2 protein-coding genes and 1 pseudogene are annotated in these 23276 nt (G+C 74.9%); all 3 read right to left on the reverse strand.

From position 1 onward, the window contains the following. Positions 1-13: 13 nt before the first annotated feature. Positions 14-9199 (reverse strand): annotated as a pseudogene (locus tag J7462_RS08405) (type I polyketide synthase); the annotation flags it as partial. Positions 9200-9232: 33 nt separating this feature from the next. Beyond that, positions 9233-20377: a type I polyketide synthase gene (locus J7462_RS32010; protein ID WP_255598336.1), complete on the reverse strand. Its 11145-nt coding sequence runs from the start codon at positions 20375-20377 to the stop codon at positions 9233-9235. Further along, a complete protein-coding gene (locus J7462_RS08455) occupies positions 20266-23214 on the reverse strand; it encodes a type I polyketide synthase (RefSeq protein ID WP_219463259.1) in 2949 nt (982 codons plus the stop codon). The genes J7462_RS32010 and J7462_RS08455 overlap by 112 nt, the downstream gene beginning before the upstream one ends. Positions 23215-23276 lie beyond the last annotated feature (62 nt).

A 23276-nucleotide genomic window follows, 5' to 3' on the forward strand; every position in this document is an offset into this window, starting at 1 on the left:
TGTGCCCGTCGGGTCATTCCAGGGAGATGCCGAGTTCGCGGTCGACGAAGGCGTAGACCTCCTCCGCCGAGGCGTCGGCGAGTTCCGCGTCGACGTTCTCCCCCGCTGCGGCGGGCTCGTCGAGCAGGGCGAGGATGTCCTTGAGCCGGGCCCGCGCCGCCGCCCGTGCCGTCGCGGCGAGATCCGCGGCGAGCACCTCGGCGTGCAACCGGTCCAGCCCGCCGAGCACCGCCGGGCCGGTGTCCCCGGCCCCGTCGGCGAACCGTTCCGCCAGGTAGGCGGCCAGTTCGGCCGGGGTGGGGTGGTCGAAGACGAGGGTGGCGGGCAGCCGCAGCCCGGTCGCCGTGCCGAGCCGGTTGCGCAGGTCCACGGCGGTCAGCGAGTCGTAGCCGAGGTCCCGGAACTGCCGGCCCGGGTCGACGTCACCGGCGGTGAGCCCGACGACGGCCGCCACCTGGCCGCGTACCAGGTCCAGCAGGACGGGGTCCCGGTCCTGCGGCGGGAGGGCGGCGAGGTCGACGGTCGGGGTGACGGGCACGCCGGTGGACCGGGCGGCGGGGACGAGGCCGCGCAGCACGGCGGGCAGCGCGTCGCCCTGCCCCCGCAACGCCGCCGGGTCGAGGCGCAGCGGAAACACCCAGGCCCGGGGCTGGGCCAAGGCGACGTCCAGCAGGTCGAGGCCGTCGGTGACGGGGATGGCGGCCACACCGGAGCGGGCCATCCGCCGGAAGTCGGCCTCGGTGAGGTGCCCGGTGATGCCGCCGACGCCCTCCCACAGCCCCCAGGACAGGGTGGTCGCGGTCAGCCCCCGGGCGCGACGGTGGTGGACCATCGCGTCGAGGAACGCGTTCGCGGCGGCGTAGTTGCCCTGCCCGGGCGCGCCGAAGACCGACGCGGCGGAGGAGAACAGCACGAACGCCGACAGGTTCCGCCCGGCGGTCAGCTCGTGCAGGTGCCACGCCGCGTCGACCTTGGGCCGTAGCACGGCGTCGACCCGGTCCGGGGTGAGCGAGCCGAGCACGCCGTCGTCGGAGACTCCGGCCAGGTGCACCACGGCGGTCAGCGGGTGCTCGTCGGGGATGCCGGCGAGCAGCGCGGCGACGGCGTCCCGGTCGGCGGTGTCGCAGCCGACGACGGTGGCCTCCGCGCCGAGTTCGGCCAGTTCGGCGACGAGTTTCCCGACGCCGTCGGTGTCGGGTCCCCGGCGGCTGGTCAGCAGCAGCCGGGTCACGCCGTACCGGCGGACCAGGTGCCGGGCCAGGGCCGCGCCGATGCCGCCGGTACCGCCGGTGAGCAGCACGGTGCCGGACGGGTCGAGTGTGGTGCCCGGCCCGTCGACGGTCTCCAACCGGACCAGGCGGGGCACCAGCACCCGCTCGCCGCGTACCACGGCCTGGGGTTCGGCGGCGGCGACCACGGCGGGCAGCAACCGGCGGGCGGCGGCGGACCCGTCGAGGTCGACCAGCACGACCCGGCCCGGGTTCTCGGTGGCGGCGGTACGCAGCAGGCCGAGCGCCGCGGCCAGCGGCAGGTCGTGGGGTTCACCGCCGGCGGTCGGCACGGCGTTCGTGGTCAGCACGACGAGGGTACGGTCGTCGTCGGCGGCCAGCCATTCCTGGACCAGACGCAGTGCCCCGGTGGTGGCCGCGTGCGTGCGGGCGACGGTGTCGGTGCCGTCCGGGCCGGTCAGGGTCACCAGCCGGACCGGGCCGTCGGGGCGCTGCCAGGACGGCGGGTCGTCCCCGGCCACGCCGACGGCGACCTCGGTCCAGTCGAGCCGGTACAGCGACTCGTGGTGGGTGGGACGCAGCGCTCCGGCGGACACCGGCCGCCAGTCCAACCGTTCGGCGACGGCCACCGGTTCGCCCGTACCGTCGGCGAGGGTCACCGCCACCGCGGACTCGCCGACCGGGACGAACCGGGCGCGCAGCGCGGTGCCGCCGGGACGGACCACCCGCACCCCGCTCCACGCGAACGGCAGGCTCGGTTCGGCGGCGGTGAGGGAGTCGAGCATGACCGCGTGCAGGGTCGCGTCCAGCAGGGCGGGGTGCAGGGCGTACCCGGCGGCGTCGGGGCGGGCCGGTTCGGGGAGGGCGATCTCGGCGTACACCTCGGTGCCCCGTCGCCAGGCCCGGCGCAGCCCTTGGAAGGTGGGGCCGTACCGGTAGCCGGCGGCGGCGAGCGCCGGGTACGCGGCCGACACGTCGATCTCGGTGGCGTCGCGCGGCGGCCACTGGCGCAGCGCCTCCACCGGGCCGCCGTCGGGGGTGAGCGTGCCGGTGGCGTGGGTGGTCCACCCGGTGCCGCCGGCCGGCCGGGACCGGACGGTGACCGCCCGGCGGCCGTCGTCGGTGGGTGGGGCGACGGTGACCCGCAGGTCGACGGCCCTGCCCGCCGGCAGCACCAGCGGCGCGGCCAGGGTGACGTCGTCGACGCCGGCGCAGTCGACGCGACGGGCGGCGGTGACCGCCAGATCGACGAACGCCGTGCCGGGCAGCAGCACCGTGTCGAGCACGGCGTGGTCGGCGAGCCACGGGTGGGTGGTGGTGGAGATCCGGCCGGCGAGGGTCAGCCCGTCGTCGTCGACGTGTTCGACGAGCGCGCCGACCAGGCCGTGGTCGGTGCCGGTGAGGCCGGCGGCGTCGACGCCGCCGGTGGGGCGGGCGGTGAGCCAGTACCGTTCCCGGGCGAACGGGTAGGTGGGCAGGTCGACCACGCGGGCACCGCTGCCCCGGTAGCAGGCCGCCCAGTCCACCCGGTGCCCCCGGGCGAACACCTCGCCGACGGCGGCGACCAGGGTGGCCGCCTCGTCCCGGTCCCGGCGCATCGTCGCGGTGACCGTGGCGTCCCCGGTCAGCAGGTCGACGGTCAGCGGGGTGAGGGCGGCGTCCGGGCCGACCTCCAGCAGGGTGTCGACGCCGGTGTCGCGCAGCGCGGCGAGCGCGTCGGCGAACCGCACCGGTCGGGACACGTGGGCCACCCAGTGGTCGGGGTCGGTCAGGTCGGCGGGTCGCCCGGTCACCGTGGACACCACCGGAATCCGGGGCGGGTGGAAGGCGAGCCCGCCCACCACGGCGCGGAAGTCGTCGAGCATCGGCGCCATCAGCGGCGAGTGGAACGCGTGGCTGACCGTCAGCCGCCGGCCCGGCACACCGAGGGCGTCGGTCACCGCGGCCACGCCGGACGCGGTGCCGGAGAGCACCAGGGAACGGGGGCCGTTGACGGCGGCGATGCCCACCTCGGCGGTGAGCAGCGGCACCACGTCGGCCTCGGCGGCCCGGACGGCGGCCATCACACCGCCGGACGGCAGCGCGCCCATCAGCCGGCCCCGCGCGGTGACCAGGGTGGCCGCGTCGGCCAGCGACAGCACGCCCGCGACGTGCGCGGCGGCGATCTCCCCGATGGAGTGCCCGGCCAGCACGTCCGGTCGCAGCGACCAGGATTCCAGCAGCCGGAACAGGGCGACCTCGACGGCGAAGATCGCGGGTTGGGTGACGGTGGTGTCGTCGAGGCCGTCGCCGGTGTCGACGAGGTCGACCAACGAGCGGTCCAGGTGCCCGTCGCAGGCGGCGCAGACCTCGGCGAACGCGGCGGCGAAGACGGGGAAGGCGGCCCGTAGTCCCCGGCCCATGCCGACCCGCTGCGCGCCCTGCCCGGTGAACAGGAACCCCAGGTCGCCGGGGCCGGGCGTGACCAGCGGAAGGTCCCCGTCGGCCAGCGCCCGCAGGCCGACGGTGTCGGTGACCACCGCCCGCCGGTGCAGCGGCTGGCGGGTGGCTGCCAGGGAGAACCCAAGGTCGGCCGGGTCGACCCGGTCGGCGACGGTGAGCAGGTCGGCGGCGACGGCGCGCAGGCCGCGTTCGTCCCGCCCGGTCACCACCCACGGGGTGACCGGCGGCGGGGTCGGGGGTGCCGGGTCGACGGTCGGCGGGGCGGCCTCGACGATCACGTGGGCGTTGGTGCCGCTGGCCCCGAAGGAGGAGATCGCCGCCCGGCGCGGCTCCGGACCGGCCGGCCAGGGGCGCTGCTCGCGGAGCAGCTCCACCGCGCCGCGCCGCCAGTCGACGAACGGGGTGGGTTCGTCGGCGTGCAGCGTGCGGGGCAGTACGCCGTCACGCAGGGCGTGGACGAGTTTGATGATCCCGGCCACCCCGGCGGCGGCCTGGGTGTGGCCGATGTTCGACTTCAGCGAACCCAGCCACAGGGGCCGGTCGGCCGGTCGCCCCTGACCGTAGGTGGCCAGCAGCGCTTCGGCCTCGATCGGGTCGCCGAGCCGGGTGCCGGTGCCGTGCGCCTCCACCAGGTCGACGTCGGTGGCGGCGACACCGGCCGTCCGCAGCGCCTCGGAGATCACGGCCTGCTGGGAGCGGCCGTTCGGCGCGGTGAGGCCGTTCGACGCCCCGTCCTGGTTGACCGCGGACCCCCGGACCACGGCGAGGATCCGGTGGCCGTGGCGGTGCGCGTCGGAGAGTCGCTCGACGAGCAGCATGCCCGCGCCCTCCGCCCAGCCGGTGCCGTCGGCGTCCGCGCCGAACGCCTTGCACCGCCCGTCCGGGGCCAGGCCCCGCTGCCTGCTGAACTCGACGAACGTGCCCGGGGTCGACATCACGGTGACCCCGCCGACCAGCGCCATCGTGCACTCCCCGGCGCGCAGCGCGTGCCCGGCCAGGTGCAGCGCCACCAGCGACGACGAGCAGGCGGTGTCGACGGTCAGCGCCGGGCCGACCAGCCCGAACAGGTAGGCGATCCGGCCGGCGACGACACTCGCCGCGTTGCCTGTCATCAGGTAGCCGTCGACGCCCTCCGGGACGCGGGTCATCGTGGTGGCGTAGTCGTTGCCGTTGCCCCCGGCGAACACCCCGACCCTGGTCCCGCGCAGCGACTCCGGGGTGATCCGGGCGTGTTCGACGGCCTCCCACGCCGTCTCCAGCAGCAGCCGCTGCTGCGGGTCCATGCCCAGCGCCTCCCGGCGGGAGATGCCGAAGAACCCCGGGTCGAACTCGGCCACCCCGGTCAGGAACCCGCCCTGGTCGGTGTAGCTGGTGCCGGGATGGTCAGGGTCCGGGTGGACCAGGTTGGCGAGGTCCCAGCCCCGGTCGGTGGGGAACGACGAGATGGCGTCGACACCGTCGAGCACGAGCCGCCAGAGCTGTTCGGGGGTGCGCACCCCGCCGGGCATCCGGCAGGCCATCCCGATGATCGCCAACGGCTCGTCGGGGGCTGCGACGGTGGTGGGGGCGTCGGCGGGGCGGGTTCCGGCGGCGGCGAGGTGCCCGGCCAGGGAACGGGCGGTGGGGTGGTCGAACACGACGGTGGTGTGCAGGTCCGTCCCGGTGACGGCGGCGAGGCGGTTGCGGATGGTGACCGCCGTCATCGAGTCGATGCCCAGCTCCCCCAGCGGCCGGTCGGCGGTGACCCGGTCGGTGTCCGGGTGCCCCAGGGCGACGGCGATCTCCCGGCGTACCAGGGGCAGCAGGTCGGCCGGGTCGACCTGCCCGGCGGTGGGCTCGGGCGGCGGGCCGACGTACCCGCCGAGCACGCCGCGTACGCCCGGGGGGAGGTCGGCGACGGCGAGGGTGGCCGGGGTGAGGGCGGCGACCACCACGGCGGGTAGCCGACCGCCGACCGCGCGCCGCAGCGCGGCGACGGCGGCGTCGGCCGGTGCGGCGTCCACCCCCGTCACCGGACGGTCGGCCGGGTCGGCCCAGGCCACGACGCTCGCGGTACGGCCCTGCGCGGCCAGCTTACGGGCGGTGTGGACGGCGACCGCGTGCCGCTGTCCCGCCGCCGGCAGGTCGGGCGCGCCGAGGACGCCCGCGAGCGGGGTGAGCAGCACGACGGTGTCCGGCCCGCCGGTGAGGTCGAGGGCGTCGGCGTCGATGCCCGGGTCGGCGTGCACCAGGGCGGTCACCTCCGGTCCGGCCAGTGCGGCGGGCAGGTCGTCCGGGTGCACCCGGCGGACCGTCGCCCGCTCGGCGGTGAGCAGGTCGGTGAGCAGGTCGACACCGGGGCCGTCGCCGGTGACCAGCACCGTGCCGTGTGGCGTCCACTCGGGCCCGCTGACGGGCACCGGGGTGAGTCGACGGGCGCGGGCCCCGCCGGGACGCAGTTCGAGGTGTTCGGTGACCGGGCCGGTGGCGGCGAGGGCGGCCACCAGCAGGGCACCGGTGCGCGGGTCCGGGCCGGCGGGCAGGTCGAGGGTGCCCCGCCAGGTGTCCGGCCACGCCCAGCCCAGGGCCCGGCCCCGGCCGATGGTCGCGGCGTCCCCGGTGATCTGCCACACCGGGCCGGTGCCGGCGGCGAGCACCGGGACCGGGTCGGCGGTGAGGGCGAGGATGCCGGTGACCGGGGTGCTGCCAGGGCCGTCGGCGACCTCGACCCGGGCACCGTGCCCGGTGAGCAGCTCGGCGAACGGACGCGCGTCGATAGTGCCGTCGGTGACGATGCGCCAGTCGCCGTCGAGGGTCGGGGCCGCCGGCAGGTCGATGCTGTGCCAGGTTTCCTGGATCAGGTACGGCTCGTCGCCGCGGCGTACGGCGTCGAGCCAGTACCGCTGGCGTTGGAACGGGTACGTCGGCAGGTCGACGACCCTCCCGCCGCCGTAGTACGCCCGCCAGTCGACCTCGTGCCCCCGCACCCACACCTGCGCCAACCCGGTCACCGCCGACGTCGCCTCGTCGAGGGTCGGGCGGAGCATCGGGATGCCGTCGGCCAGCAGGGACGACAAACCACCGTCCGCGCTCAACTCCCACCACGACCGGGGACCGGCAGCCTCGATCGCGTCGTGGAACCGCACCGGCTCACGCACCTGCCGCACCCAGTAATCCGGGTCCGCCAGATCCCCGACCTGCCCGGTCACCGTAGACACCACCGGAATCTGTGCCGGATGGAACGACAACCCCTCCACCACCGCGCGGAACTCGTCGAGCATCGGCTCCATCAACGGCGAATGAAACGCATGACTCACCGACAACCGCCGCTGTCGCACCCCCAACGCGGTCGCCACCGCCTCCGCCGCTCGCAGCGTCTCCCGCTCCGGACCGGCGATCACCACCGCCGACCGCCCATTCACCGCCGCGATGACCACATCACCCGACAGGAACGGCTCCACCGCCTCCACCGAAGCCCGCAGCGACACCATCGCTCCCCCGGCGGGTAGCGCGGCCATCAGACGGGCCCGCGCCGACACCAACGTCACCGCATCCTCAAGGGACAGCACCCCCGAGACGTGTGCGGCGGCGATCTCCCCGATCGAGTGGCCGACCAGGACCGCCGGGCGGACACCCCACGACTCGACCAGCCGGAACAACGCCACCTCCACCGCAAACAGCGCCCGCTGCGCAACACCCGTCCCCTCCAGACCAACCCCGGACGAGATCGCCTCCCGCACATCCGCACCCAACAGGTCACACACCTCGTCGAACACCGACGCGAACACCGGGAACGCCCGGTACAGACCCGAACCCATCCCCACCCGCTGACCACCCTGCCCCCCGAACACCAGGCCCAGACCGGCGGCTGGGACCGTCACCGGACCATCGCCTGCGGCCAGTTCCCGGATCTCCGGGATCAGCGACGCCGAATCCGCGACAGTCTCACCGTCGAGCAGCACCGCCCGCTCGGCGAACACCGACCGCGTCGACGCCAACGACCACCCCACATCCACCCCCGACACCCCAGCCACCGCCGACGGCAACCGCTCGACCAACTCCCGCACTCCGGCAACCGACCGCGCCGACACCGGCCACGGCGTCACCCCCACCGGCACCGACGAACCCGGCACCACCGCGTCCGGCTCCGGATCGTCCGGCTCCACCGGCGGCGGCTCCTCCACGATCACGTGCGCGTTGGTCCCACTGATCCCGAACGACGACACCCCCGCCCGCCGACGACCCCCCTCAGCCACCACCCACTCCCGCGACCCCCGCAGCACCTCCACCGCACCCGACGACCAGTCCACCAACCCCGACGGCTCACCCACGTGCAACGACCCCGGCATCACCCCGTGCCGCATCGCCAACACCATCTTGATCACCCCGGCGACACCCGCCGCGTGCTGCGTGTGGCCGATGTTCGACTTCACCGACCCCAACCACAACGGCTCCGACCGACCCTGCCCGTACGTCGCCAACAGGGCTTCCGCCTCGATCGGATCACCCAACCGGGTACCGGTGCCGTGACCCTCCACCACCTGCACGTCGGACACCGACACACCCGCCACCGCCAACGCCCGACGAATCACCCGCTCCTGCGACGGACCACTCGGCGCCGTCAAACCATTCGACGCACCATCCGAATTCACCGCACTACCCCGCACCACCGCCAACACCCGGTGACCCTGCCGACGCGCATCCGACAGGCGCTCGACCAGGAGCATGCCGGCGCCCTCGCCCCAGCCGACACCGTCGGCGTCGGCCGAGAACGCCTTGCACCGGCCGTCCGGGGCGATCCCCCGCTGCCGGCTGAACTCGACGAACGTGCCCGGGGTGGACATGACCATCACCCCACCGGCGAGGGCGAGGTCGCTCTCCCCGGTGAGCAGCGAGCGGACCGCCAGATGCAGGGCGACCAGCGACGACGAGCAGGCGGTGTCGATGGTGACCGCCGGGCCGGTGAGCCCGAGCTGGTAGGCGACGCGTCCGGAGGCGACGCTCGCGGTGTTACCGGTGAGCAGGTGACCCTGCACCTCGGGCGGGGCCTCGTGCAGGCGGGGGCCGTAGTCCTGGTCGGTGGCCCCGACGAACACGCCGGTCGGGGTGCCACGCAGCGTCGACGGGTCGATGCCGGCCCGTTCCACCGCCTCCCAGGACAGTTCGAGCAGCAGCCGCTGCTGCGGGTCCATGCCGAGCGCCTCACGGGGTGAGATGCCGAAGAACTCGGCGTCGAAGTCCCCCGCGTCGTGCAGGAAACCACCGGTGCGGGTGTACGTGGTGCCGGGGTGGTCCGGGTCGGGGTGGTAGAGCCGGTCGACGTCCCAGCCCCGGTCGGTGGGCAGCGGGGACGTCACGTCCACCCCGTCGGCGACCACCCGCCACAGGTCCTCCGGGCTGCGTACGCCGCCGGGGAACCGGCAGGCCATGCCCACGATGGCGATCGGCTCGGTGGCGCGTTCCTCCCATTCGCGCAGCCGGCCGCGCGCCTCGCGGGCGTCGGCGATGGCCCGTCGGAGGTACTCGCGCAGTTTGTCCTCGTCCGCCACGTCAGTCCACTCCCAGTCAGGCAGGGTCGGGTGTCAGTTCTGTTCGTCGACGAGCGCGAACAGTTCGTCGTCGGTCGCGGTGTCCAGATCCACGTCGGGAACGGCCGCCGGGGTCGGACCACACATCGCCAGCAGGTCCCGCAGCCGGTCGGCGACGGCACCGGTGGGTCGGTCGGTGAGTTGACGCATCGCCTGTTCCAGCCGGTCCAGTTCGGCCAGGACGCCGGTGGGACTGCCGTCCGGTCGGGGCGGGGCGTCCAGGGTCAACTGGCCGCGCAGGTGGGTGACCAGTTCGGTCAGGGTGGGATGGTCGAAGACCACCCCGGCGGCCAGGCGCAGCCCGGTGGCGGTGCCGAGCCGGTTGCGCAGTTCGAGGGCGGTGAGCGAGTCGAAGCCGAGGTCGCGGAAGGCCCGGTCGGGGTCGACGACGCCGTCGCCGCCGTGGCCGAGCACCGCGGTCACCTGGGCGCGGACCAGGTCGGTCAGGGCGGTCGTCCGGTCCGCCTCGGTGAGCGGGGCGAGCCGGTCGGCGAGGGTGCCGGCCGTCGCCTGGCCGGTGGCGGTCTGCCGGCGGGAGGTCCGGGTGACCAGGCCGCGGAGCAGGGCGGGCAGCGCGTCACCCTGGGCGCGCAGCGCGGGCAGGCCGAGTTTGGTAGGCGCGACCACGGGCAGGCCGGCGGCCAGACTGTCGTCGAGCAGGCTCATCCCCTCCCCTGCCTCCAGGGGGCGCAGCCCTTCGCGGGCCATCCGGGCCAGGTCCGTCTCCGACAGGTGCCCGGTCATGCCGCTGGCCTGCGCCCACAGTCCCCAGGCCAGGGAGACGGCGGGCAGCCCGGCGGCGCGGCGCAGCGCGGCGAGGCCGTCGAGGAAACCGTTGGCGGCGGCGTAGTTGGCTTGTCCCGGGGTGCCCAGCAGCCCGGCGAACGAGGAGAACAGCACGAACGCGGACAGGTCCCGGTGTGCGGTCAGCTCGTGCAGGTGCCAGGCGGCGTCCACCTTGGCCGCCAGGACGGTGTCGAACTGGGCGGTGGTCAGGGCGGTGAACAGCCCGTCGTCGAGGACCCCGGCGGTGTGGAACACGGCGGTCAGCGGGTGCGCGGCGGGGATGTCGGCGAGCAGCGCGGCGAGGGCGTCGCGGTCGGCGACGTCGCAGGCGACCACCCGGGCCCGCGCGCCGAGGTCGGCCAGGTCGGCGACCAGGTCGGCCGCGCCGGGGGCGTCCGGTCCGCGCCGGCTGACCAGCAGCAGTTCGCGTACGCCGTGGGTGGCGGCCAGGTGCCGGGCGGTGAGCCCGCCGAGGGTGCCGGTGGCCCCGGTCACCAGGACGGTGCCCGCCGGGTCCAGCGGCCTCGGCACGGTGAGTACGACCTTGCCGATGGTGCGGGCCTGTTGCAGGGCCCGGAACGCCTCCCGGGCGCGGCGCACGTCCCAGGTGGTGACGGGCAGTGGGGCGAGCACCCCGGCGGCGAAGAGGTCCAGCACCTCGGCGAGGATCGTCCGCAGCCGCTCCGGTTCGGCCCCTTCGGCGTCGGGTGCGGTGACCGCCAGGGCCGTGAGGTCGTACGGCCGGTAGTCGACGGTGGGGTACGCGGCGTGCACCTCGGCGCGGTCCCGGATGTCGGTCTTGCCCATCTCCAGGAAGCGTCCCCCGTCGGCGAGCAGGCCGAGTGAGGCGTCGACGAAGTCGTCGGCAAGCGAGTTGAGCACCACGTCCATCCCTCGTCCGCCGGTGGTGGCGCGGAACGCCGTCGCGAAGTCGAGGGTGCGCGAGTTGGCGATGTGGTCGTCGTCGAGGCCGAGCGCGCGCAGCGTGTCCCACTTGCCGGGGCTGGCGGTGCCGAACACCTCGGCCCCGAGGTGGCGGGCGAGCTGCACGGCGGCGATGCCGACCCCACCGGCGGCGGCGTGGACGAGCACCCGGTCACCGGGGCGGACGCGGCCGAGGTCCACCAGGCCGTAGTAGGCGGTCAGGAACACCACCGGCACGGTGGCCGCGCGGGCGTACGGCCAGTCGTCGGGCATCCGGGCCAGCAGCCGCCGGTCGGCGACGGCGACCGGGGCGAACGCGCCGTCGAAGTAGCCGAACACGCGGTCGCCGGGGGTGAGGTCGGTGACGGCGGACCCGACGGCGAGGACCTCGCCCGCGCCCTCGGCGCCCATCAGCGCGTGCTGCTGCGGGACCAGCCCGAGGGCGATGAGCACGTCGCGGAAGTTCAGGCCACCGGCCCGCACGGCGAGCCGGACCTCGGTGGGGCCGAGTGGCTGCCACACCTGCGGGCAGGGTTCGAAGGCCAGGCTGTCCAGGGTGCCGGGGCGGGTGACGACCATCCGGTGCGCCTCGTCGGTGGGCAGTGGCACCAGGTCGGGCCAGGCGGCGGCGAGCCGGGGCACGGACGCCGTCGCGGCCCGGACCGCCACCTGCGGTTCCCCGCTGGCCAGTACCGGGCCGAGCAGGTCGTCGAGCACCGCGGTGGCGTCGACGTCGAGCAGGACGACCTGGTCGGGGTTCTCGGTCTGGGCGGTGCGCAGCAGACCCCAGACGGCGGCGGCGGGCAGGTCGGTGCCGGTGGGGCCGGCGCCGGTGGTGACCACGACCAGGCGCGCGTCGTCCGGGTGGTCGGCGGCGAGCCAGGTCCGGACGTCGTCGCGGACCCGGCTCAGGGTGGCCCGGATGTCGGCGGGGACGTCCCCGGTGGTGGCCGGGCGGACCACGAGCACCTCGGTGCCGGCCGGGACGGGTGCGGCGGCGGGCAGGTCGAGGGGTGTCCACTCCACCCGGTACAGGGGGTCGCGGGACGGTGCGGGGGCGGCGGCCGGCCGCAGCACGACCGTGTCGAGGACGGCGACGACGGTGCCGCCGGGGTCGGCGGCGACGACCCGCGCGGTGCCGTCCGCCGGGTTGCCCGTCGACAGGTGTACGCGCAGCGCGGTCGCCCCGGTGGCGGTCACCCGCACGCCCGACAGGCTGAACGGCAGACCCGCCGGCCGGTCGCCGACCACCCCCGGCAGCATCGGGTGCAGCGCCGCGTCGAGCAGTGCCGGGTGGACGAGGAACCGGTCGTCGTCGGCGGTGGGGAGCGCCACCTCGGCGTAGACGTCACCGTCGGGTCCGGTCCACGCGGCGCGCAGGCCACGGAACGACGGCCCGTAGTCGTAGCCGTGCGCGGCGAGCCGGTCGTACACGCCGTCCAGGTCGACCGGTTGCGTGCCGGCCGGCGGCCACACCAGCGGGAACGGTGGGGTGTCCGGGGTGGCGGGCGCGACGCTGCCGGTGGCGTGCAGGGTCCACGGGTCGTCCTCGGCGGCCCGGCCGTGCACGGTGACCTGCCGGACGCCGTCGGCCTCCGGCGTGCCGACCCGGACCTGCACCCGCACCGGCGTCCGGTCGGGCACCGCGAGCGGGGCCACCAGGGTCAGTTCGCGCACCTCACCGCAGCCGACCTCGTCACCGGCGCGTAGCGCCAGCTCCACCAGGGCGGTGCCGGGCACCAGGACCGTGCCGGAGAAGACGTGGTCGGCCAGCCAGGGCTGGGTGCGGTGGGACACGCTGCCGGTGAGCAGGACCGTGCCGTCGGGCAGGGCGGTCACCGCGCCGAGCAGCGGGTGCGCGGCCGGGTCGAGGCCGGCTCCGGAGACCTCGCCGCGGGGTTGCCGGGTCAGCCAGTACCTGTCGCGTTGGAACGGGTAGGTGGGCAGGTCCACGCTCCGGGCCCCGGGGAACAGCGCGGTGAGGTCCACCGGCACCCCCCAGGTGTAGGCGGTCGCGGCGGCGGTGAGGAACTGGTCGAGGCCGCCCCGGTCGCGGCGCAGCGAGCCGGCGACGCGGGCGTCCGGTGCCGTCTCGGTGAGCCCGACGGCGAGCACGGGGTGCGGGCTGATCTCGACGAAGACGCCGTGCCCGTGGCCGGTCAGTTCGGTGACGGCGTCGTGGAACAGCACGGTGTGCCGCAGGTTGCGGTACCAGTAGTCGGCGTCCATCGGTTCGGTCAGCGGACGGCCGGTGACGGTGGAGTACAGCGGCACCCGGGGCGGCTGCGGTGTCACGTCGGCGAGGAGCGCGGTGAGCGACCCGGCGAGGGGTTCGATGTGCGCGGAGTGGGAGGCGTAGTCCACGTTGACCATGCGGGAGCGGACGTCCTCGGCGGCGAAGCGGGCGTGCAGGTCGGCGAGCGCGTCGGCGTCGCCGGAGACCACGGTGGAGCGTGGCCCGTTGAGCGCGGCGATGGACAGCCGTCCACCATGGCCGGCGAGCCGGTCGGCGACGTCCTCGGCCGGCAGGGCGACGGAGAGCATCCCCCCGCCGCCGGCGATGTCGCGCAGGGCCCGGCTGCGCAGCGCCACCACCCTTGCCCCGTCGTCGAGGGTGAGCGCCCCGGCGACGACGGCGGCGGCGATCTCGCCCTGCGAGTGTCCGACGACGGCGTCGGGTTCCACCCCCAGCGAGCGCCACAGCGCGGCCAACGACACCATCACCGCCCACAGCGCGGGCTGCACCACGTCGACCCGGTCGAGGGCCAGGTCCGGGTCGGTGACGTCGACGTCGAGGTACGGGGCCAGGGCGGTGGCGCAGGCCCGCATCGACGCGGCGAAGACCGGTGACTGTGCCATCAGCGGCGCGGCCATCCCCGTCCACTGGCCGCCCTGGCCGGGGAAGACGAACACGACGCCACCGTGGTCGCCGGCGGTGCCGACCACCAGGGCGGATTCGGCGTCACCGCCCGGTCCGGGCTGCGGGTCGTGGCCGGCGAGGGCGCGCAGGGCGATGGCGTGGTCGGCCAGCACGACCGCACGTTCGGGCAGGTCGGCGCGGGTGGCCGCGAGTGACCAGCCCAGGTCGGCGCTCGGGGCGTTGCCGTCGAGGAGGTCGGCGAGTTGGTCGGCGCGGGCCCGCAGCCCGGCGGCGGTGACGGCGGAGAGCACCAGCGGCACGATGGCCGGTGCGGTGCCGGGGTCGGGCGCGGTGGGCGTCGGCTCCGGTGGGGCGGCCTCGATGACGACGTGCGCGTTGGTGCCGCTGATCCCGAACGAGGAGACGGCGGCGCGGCGTACCCGGCCGGTGTCGGGCCAGTCCCGGGGTTCGGTGAGCAGCCGCACCGCGCCCGCGGACCAGTCCACGAACGGCGACGGCGCGCAGACGTGCAGGGTCGCCGGCAGTGTGCCGTGACGCATCGCCTCGATCATCTTGATGATGCCGCCGACGCCGGCGGCGGCCTGGGTGTGCCCGACGTTGGATTTCAGGGACCCGAGGTAGAGCGGTTCGACCCGGTCGTGGCCGTAGGTGGCCAGGACGGCCTCCGCCTCGATCGGATCGCCGAGGCGGGTGCCGGTGCCGTGCGCCTCCACCGCGTCGACGTCGCCGGGGGTCAGTCCGGCGTCGGCGAGCGCCGCTCGGATCACCGCCCGCTGGGAGCCGCCGTTGGGGGCGGTCAGCCCGTTGGACGCGCCGTCGGAGTTGACGGCGGTCCCGCGCAGCACGGCCAGCACCGGGTGCCCGTACCGGCGGGCGTCGGAGAGCCGTTCCAGCAGCAGCACGCCCACGCCCTCGCCCCAGCCGGTGCCGTCGGCGTCCGCCGAGAAGGACTTGCACCGCCCGTCCGGCGACAGGCCCCGCTGCCTGCTGAACTCGACGAACGTGCCGGGCGTCGACATGACGGTGACCCCACCGGCGAGGGCCAGCGAGCACTCACCGGCGCGCAGCGCCCGGACGGCCAGGTGGGTGGCGACCAGCGACGACGAGCACGCCGTGTCGACGGTGACGGCGGGACCGGTGAGCCCGAGCACGTACGCCAGCCGGCCGCTGAGCACGCTGCCGGTGTTGCCGGTGAGCAGGATGCCCTCCAGATCGCCGGGCATCGCGTCGACCGGCGGCGCGTAGTCGTGGTACATCTGCCCGGCGAACACACCGGTGGTGCTGCCGCGCAGCGAGTACGGGTCGATGCGGGCGCGTTCCACCGCCTCCCACGCCGTCTCCAGCAGCAGCCGCTGCTGGGGGTCCATCGCCAGCGCCTCGCGGGGCGAGATGCCGAAGAACGCCGGGTCGAACTCGTCCGCCCGGTGCAGGAAGCCACCCTCCCGGACGTAGCTGTGCCCGGGGCGGCCCGGGTCGGGGTCGTAGAGGTCCTCCGGCCAGTCGCGGTTGACCGGGAACTCGGAGATCGCGTCCCGCCCCTCGGCCACCAGCCGCCACAGGTCCTGCGGGGAGTCGACCCCGCCGGGGTAGCGGCAGGCCATGCCGATGACGGCGATCGGGTCGTGGGCGTCGGTGACGGTGCCGGTGCCGGTCGCCGGGCCGTCCGGGTCGGTCTCGCCGGTCAGCTCCCGCAGATGGTCGGCGAGCGCCGTGACCGTGGGATGGTCGAACACCACCGTCGCCGACAGCGCCAGCCCGGTGACCGAGACGAGCCGGTTGCGCAGCTCGACGGAGGTGAGCGAGTCGACACCGAGGTCGGTGAGCGCGGCCCGCGCCCCGACCTTCGTCCGGTCGGTGTGACCGAGGACGGCCGCCACCTCGGCACGGACCACCTCCACCAGGTCCCGGTGCGACGGGCCGTCGGTGACCGGCCGGGGGTGGGCGGCCCGGGGGCGGACCAGGCCGCGCCACACGGCGGGCAGGGCGGCCGGGTCGTTCGTCGTGGCCAGCGCGACGGTGTCCAGCAGCATCGGGACCAGTAGCGGGCCGGGCAACCCGAGGGCCCGGTCGAACAGGGCCAGGCCGTCGTCGTGCCGCAGCGGGGCCACCCCGTTACGGGCCATCCGGGCCAGGTCGGCCGTGCCGAGCGTTTCGGCCATGCCACCCTCGGCGGCCCACAGCCCCCAGGCCAGCGAGGTGGCGGGCAGGCCGGCGGCGTGCCGGTGGGCGGCGAGCGCGTCGAGGAAGGCGTTGCCGGCGGCGTAACTGGCCTGGCCGGCCGCGCCGATCTGCTGGGAGATCGACGAGTACAGCACGAACGCGACCAGGTCGAGGTCGGCGGTGAGCCGGTGCAGGTGCCACGCCGCGTCCACCTTGGGCCGCAGCACGGCGTGCAACGCCTGCGGGGTGAGGGTGGCGACGAGACCGTCGTCGAGCACACCGGCCGCGTGCACCACGGCGGTGAGCGGCAGGTCGGCGGGAATCAGGGAGAACGCGGCGGCCAACTGCTCCGGGTCGGCCGCGTCGCCGGCGGCCACGGTCACCACCGCGCCGTACGCCCGCAGTTCGTCGGCGAGTTCGTCGGCGCCGGGGGCGTCCGCACCCCGGCGGCTGAGCAGCAGCAGCCCCCGTACGCCCAGGTCGCGTACCAGGTGGCGGGCGAGTCCGGTGCCGAGCGCGCCACTGGCGCCGGTGATCAGGACGGTGCCGTCGCCGAGGTCGACCGGGGCGCTCGGGGTGTGGTCATCGCGGCGCAGCCGGGGGACGGTCAGCGCGCCACCGGCGAGGCGTACCTCCGGTTCGTCGAGGGCGGCCACCCGCGCCAGGTCCGCCGCGTCGACCTCGGTGTCGTGGTGCAGGAGGACGAACCGGCCCGGGTGTTCGGTGCGGGCGCAGCGGACGAGCCCGGCGGCGACGGCCAGGGCCGGTGCGTCGTCGGCGACGGTGAAGACCACGGTGGGTCCGTCGTCGGTGGCGAGCGCGGCGTGGATCTCGTCGAGGACGTCCTCGGCGACGGCGTGTGCGGCGGCGGCCTGGTCCGTGCCCCGGGCGGCCAGCGCCACGGCGGTGACCGGGCGGGACGTGCCGGTGGGGGCGGCTGCCGGCACCCAGCCCCGGGTCAGCACCTCACCGCGCCGTACCGCGCCCACCGGCCGCCAGACCAGGGAGGCGACCTCGGCGACCAGCGTGCCGTCGTCGGCCACGGCCGTCATCGACAGCGTCTGCGGCCCCGTCCAGGTGTACGCCACCCGGAGCCGGCGGACGCCGGTGGCGTGCACCTGGACACCGGACCAGGCGAACGGCAACGCGGCCGGGCGGGCGTCGTCGGCCACGCCGGGCAGCGCCGGGTGCAGCGCGCCGTCGAGCAGGGCGGGATGCAGCAGGTACGGCTCCACCGGCTCGCCCGCGTCGAGGGCCACCTCGGCGAACAGACCGTCGGGGGTGCGCCATAGGCGGCGGAGTCCCTGGAACGCCGGGCCGTAGTGGTAGCCGTGTGCGGCGACGGACTCGTAGACCCCGGTCAGGTCCAGTTCCTGCGCGTCGGCCGGCAGCCGGGGGACGGCCGACGCCGGCCGGTCGGGTGTCAGGGTGCCGACGGCGTGCCGGGTCCAGTCGGTCGAGTCGGCCGCGCGGGCGTACACGGTGACGGTGCGGTGGCCGTCGTCCGTCGGCGGCCCGACGGTCACCTGGAGGGTGACGGCGGTGGGGCCGACCGGGAGGGGGGTGAGCAGCGTGAGGTCCTGGACGCGGGGGCAGCCGCATTCGACGCCGGCGCGCAGCGCGGCCTCGAGGAACGCGGTGCCCGGCAGCAGCGTCCGCCCGTCGACGACGTGGTCGGCGAGCCAGCGGTGGCTGCGGGTGGAGACGCGGCCGGTCAGCAGCACTCCCGTGTCGTCGGCGAGGTCGACCGAGGTGGACAGCAGACCGTGCCGGGTGCCGGTGGTCCCGACCGCCGGCTGGTTGTCGAGCCAGTACCGCTGGTGTTGGAACGGGTACGTGGGCAGGTCGACGGTCTTGCCGCCGCCGTAGTACCCCCGCCAGTCGACCTCGTGCCCCCGCACCCACACCTGCGCCAACCCGCTCACCGCCGACCTGGCCTCGTCCACGCCCGGCCGCAGCATCGGGACACCGTCGGCCAACAGAGACGACAAACCACCATCCGCGCTCAACTCCCACCACGAGCGAGGACCAGCCGCCTCGATCGCGTCATGAAACCGCACCGGCTCACGCACCTGCCGCACCCAGTAGTCCGGCTCCCCCAGACCACCGACCTGACCCGTCACCGTCGACACCACCGGGATCTGTGCAGGGTGGAACGACAGACCCTCGACCACCGTGCGGAACTCGTCGAGCATCGGCTCCATCAACGGCGAATGGAACGCGTGGCTGACTGACAGCCGCCGCTGCCGCACACCCAACACAGCCGCCACCGCATCCGCCGCTCGCAACGTCTGCTGCTCCGGGCCGGCGATCACCACCGCCGACGGACCATTCACCGCCGCAACAACCACGTCGTCGGACAGAAACGGTTGCACCGCATCAGCGGAGGCCCGCAAGGACACCATCACCCCACCCACCGGCAACGCCGCCATCAAACGAGCCCGCGCCGACACCAACGTCACCGCATCCGGCAACGACAACACCCCCGACACATGCGCCGCCGCGATCTCCCCGATCGAATGACCCACCAGAACCGCCGGACGCACACCCCACGACTCGACCAGCCGGAACAGCGCCACCTCCACCGCGAACAACGCCCGCTGCGCCACACCCGTGTCGTCCAAACCCACCCCGGAGGTCACCGCCTCCCGCACCTCCCCACCCAACAGGTCGCACACCTCATCGAAAACCGACGCGAACACCGGAAACGCCCGATACAGACCCGAGCCCATCCCCACCCGCTGACCACCCTGACCCCCGAACACCACACCCAACCCACCCGACGCCAACGCCCGGACCCCCGGAGCCAGCGACGCCCCGTCCGCGATCACCACACCGTCGAGCAGCACCGCCCGCTCGTCGAACACCGACCGCGTCGACGCCAACGACCACCCCACATCCACCGCCGACGAACCACCGACCACCCCCGCCCCGTCACCCGAACCCACAGCCAACCCGCCGAGCCGCCCGACCAACTCCCACACCCCGGCGACCGACCGCGCCGACACCGGCCACGGCGTCACCCTCGACGGCGCGGCCACCACCTCGGCGGACGACCCCACGCCGCCGACCGGCGTACCCACCCCCGGTGTGGGTCCCGACGACACGGGCGAACCGCCGCCGGCCGGCATCTCCGGCTCGTCCGGCGCTTCCTCCACGATCACGTGCGCGTTCGTGCCACTGATCCCGAACGACGACACCCCCGCCCGCCGACGACCCCCCTCAGCCACCACCCACTCCCGCGACTCCCGCACCACCTCCACCGCACCCGACGACCAATCCACCAACCCCGACGGCTCACCCACATGCAACGACCCCGGCACCATCGCGTGCCGCATCGCCAACACCACCTTCATCACCCCAGCAACACCCGCCGCATGCTGCGTATGACCAAGGTTCGACTTCACCGACCCCAACCACAACGGCACCGACCGACCCCGCCCATACGTCGCCAACAACGCCTCCGCCTCGATCGGATCACCCAACCGCGTACCCGTCCCATGACCCTCCACCACCTGCACGTCAGACACCGACACACCCGCCACCGCCAACGCCCGACGAATCACCCGCTCCTGCGACGGACCACTCGGCGCCGTCAGGCCGTTCGACGCACCATCCGAATTCACCGCACTACCCCGCACCACCGCCAACACCCGGTGACCCTGCCGACGGGCGTCCGACAGGCGCTCCAGCACCAGCATCCCGGCGCCCTCGGCCCATCCCGTGCCGTCCGCGTCGGCCGAGAACGCCTTGCACCGGCCGTCCGGCGACAGCCCGCCCTGCCGGCTGAACTCGACGAACATGCCCGGCGTGGACATCACGGTGACGCCCCCGGCCAACGCCAGCGAACACTCGCCGTTGCGCAGCGCCGATGCCGCCAGGTGTACGGCGACCAGCGACGACGAGCAGGCCGTGTCGACCGTCAGTGCCGGCCCGGTGAGCCCGAGGGTGTACGCGATGCGGCCGGAGGCGACGCTGGGGCTGATGCCGGTGAGCAGGTAGCCCTCGGCGTCGGGGTGGGCCTCGTGCATCCGGGGGCCGTAGTCGCCCCCGGTCGCGCCGGCGAAGACGCCGACCCGGCTGTTCCGCAGGGAGGTGGGGGCGATTCCCGCGCGTTCCAGCGCCTCCCAGGAGACCTCCAGCAGCAGCCGTTGCTGTGGATCCATGCCCAGCGCCTCACGGGGTGAGATGCCGAAGAACGCGGCGTCGAAGCCGGCGGCGTCGGCGAGGAACCCGCCCGAGCCGGTGCCGAGCCGGCCGGAGTCGCGCAGCGCCGTCAGGTCCCAACCCCGGTCGTCGGGGAACTCTCCAATGACGTCGGTGCCGCCGACGAGCAGTGTCCACAGGTCTTCCGGTGACGCCACCCCGCCCGGGAAGCGGCAGGCCATCCCGACGATGGCGACGGGTTCGTCCACGACGGTCGCGGTGTCGTCGTCGGCTTCGTCGTCGGGGCCGGGTCGCTGTCGGCCAGCAGCACGGTGAGCCGTTCGGCGAGCGCGGCGGGGGTGGGATGGTCGAACAGCAGCCCGCTGGGGAGGACCAGACCGGTGGCGGCGGCGAGTTCGTCGCGTAGCTCGACCGCCAGCAGCGAGGTGAAGCCCAGGTCGTGGAACGTGGTGGTGGGCGCGATGACGGCGGGCGCGCGTCCGCCGAGCACCCGGCGGACGAGGACGTCGATCTCGGCGGTGAGGTCGCGGTCGGCGGCCGGCCGGTCGGTCCGGATGGGTTCCGGCCGGGCACCGACCCAGTGCCGGGTGCGTTGGAACGGGTAGGTGGGCAGGTCGACGACGCGGCCCGCCCCGCCGAGCAGGCTGCGCCAGTCCACCCGGTGACCACGGGTCCACACCGTCGCGGCGGCGGTGACGATGCTGGTGGCCTCGTCGTGGTCGACGCGCGAAGTGGGGACGCCGCCGTCGATCAGGGTGGACAGTGAGCCGTCCGGTCCGAGTTCCAGCCAGGTGCCGACGTGGTACGCGGTGCCGGCCCCGGTGACGGCGGCGTGGAAGAGCACCGGTTCGCGTACCTGGCGTACCCAGTGTTCGGGGTCGGTCAGGTCGGCGGGCGCACCGGTCACGGTGGAGACGACGGGCAGGGTGGCCGGCCGGAACGTCACCGTCGACAGGACCCGGCGGAACCGGTCGCGCATCGGGTCCATCAGGGGGGAGTGGAAGGCGTGGCTGACCCGCAGGTGCCGTACCCGGGCCCGGGTCGCCGCCGCGATCTCCCCGGTGACCGCGCGCAGCGGCCCGGCGGGTCCGGCGAGCACCGTCGCGTCGGGGCCGTTGACGGCCGCGACGACCACGCCGTCGCGCAGGAACGGGCGTACGACGGAGTCGGCGGCGCGGACGTTCGCCATGGCCCCACCGGCGGGCAGCGCCTGCATCAGTTCGCCGCGTGCGGACACCAGGCGCACCGCGTCCGGCAGGTCGAGCACGCCGGCGACGTGCGCGGCGGCGATCTCGCCGATCGAGTGGCCGACGAGCACGTCGGGGTGGACGCCCCACGACTCCAGCAGCCGGAACAGCGCCACCTCGACGGCGAACAGGGCGGGTTGGGTGGTGCCGGTGGCGTCGAGCCCGTCGCCGGTGCTGATCGCCGTGCGTAGGTCCACCCGGGCCAGCGCGCACACCTCGTCGAAGGCGGCGGCGAAGACCGGGTGGGCCGCGTGCAGGCGCAGTCCCATGCCGACCCGTTGGGCACCCTGACCGGCGAACACGAATCCCAGGGCGGTGTCGCCCGCCTGGCCGGTGAGCACCCGGTCGCCGACCACGACGGCCCGGTGGGTCAGCTCAGCCCGGGTGGTGGCCAGGGACCAGGCCACCGCCGCCGGGTCGGCGTCGCCCTCCCGCAGGCGCGTCACGGCGGCGTCCCGGGCCTGGTCGGACTTCGCGGACACCGGCCAGGCAACGACCGGCACGTCCGGCGTCACCGGGGCGGCCGGCGGCGCGTCGGTGGGGGCCTCGCCGAGGACCACGTGACAGTTCGTCCCGCCCATGCCGAACGAGCTGACCCCCGCCACCAGGGGCCTGTCCGGGCGCGGCCAGGGCGTCGGGTCGGTGACCACCGTCAGGCCGAGCCGGGGCAGGTCGATGTCGGGGTTCGGGGTGGCGAAGTGCAGGCTCGGGGGGAGTTGGCGGTGCCGTACGGCCAGCGCGGTCTTGATCAGTCCGGCGATGCCGGCGGCACCCTCCAGGTGACCGATGTTGGTCTTTACCGAGCCGACCGCCAGCGGCGCGGCCGGGTCGCCGAGCGCCCGGCCCAGCGCGGCGGCTTCGATCGGGTCGCCGACCCGGGTGCCCGTGCCGTGCAGTTCGACGTACTGGACGTCGGCGGCGGTGGTGCCCGCGCGGCGGTGGGCGGCCCGCAGCGTCGCCTCCTGGGCGGCCGGGTCGGGGGTGGTGGGGGTGCCGCCCGCACCGGCGGAGACCGCGCTGCCCCGGATCACGCAGTAGATCCGGTCGCCGTCGGCGAGCGCCCGGTCGAGCGGTTTGAGCAGGACCGCTCCCCCGCCCTCGCCCCGGACGTAGCCGTTGGCGCGGGCGTCGAAGGTGTGGCAGCGACCGTCGGGGGACAACCCGCCCCAGTCGTCGGAGATGTGGCTGCTCTCCAGCAGCAGGGCCAGGCTCACCCCGGCGGCGAGCGCGGTCGTCGACTCGCCGCTGCGCAGGCTGGCGCAGGCCAGGTGGACGGCCACCAGCGAGGACGACTGGCCGGTGTCGACGGTGACGCTCGGCCCGTTGGCGCGCAGAAAGTACGACAGCCGGTTGGCGATCATGCTGCGGTGCAGGCCGGTCATCGCGTGGCCGGAGCGCAGCGCGGTGCGGTGGCGGTGTGCCACCTGGGCGTAGTCGTCCCAGGTGGTGCCGACGAACACGCCCAACGGGGTGCCGGCCACGGTGTCGGCGGGCACCCGGCCGTCTTCCAGTGCTTCCCAGCCGAGTTCGAGCAGGAGACGTTGCCTCGGGTCGAGCAGTGCGGCCTCGCGGGCGCCGATGTCGAAGAAGGGCGCGTCGAAGGTGTCGACCTCGGTCAGGAAGGCACCCCAGCGGGCGGCCCCGGTGGCGGCGGGCCAGCGGTCCCGGACGTCCCGCACGGTGCTGCGGCCCGCCACGAGCAATTCCCAGAATCGGGCAGGGTCCGGTGCTTCGGGAAAACGGCACGCGATGCCGGTGATCGCGATGTCCGCCGTGGAATCAGCCGACTCGTATCCGTGCAGGACAGCCACGTATTTCCCCCGGGTTCGACGCGGTGGGCCCAGTGACGCGAAGCGCGTGGGAATTGCAGGTG

Source organism: Micromonospora sp. RL09-050-HVF-A (assembly GCF_019374995.1).
Taxonomy (GTDB): domain Bacteria; phylum Actinomycetota; class Actinomycetes; order Mycobacteriales; family Micromonosporaceae; genus Micromonospora; species Micromonospora antibiotica.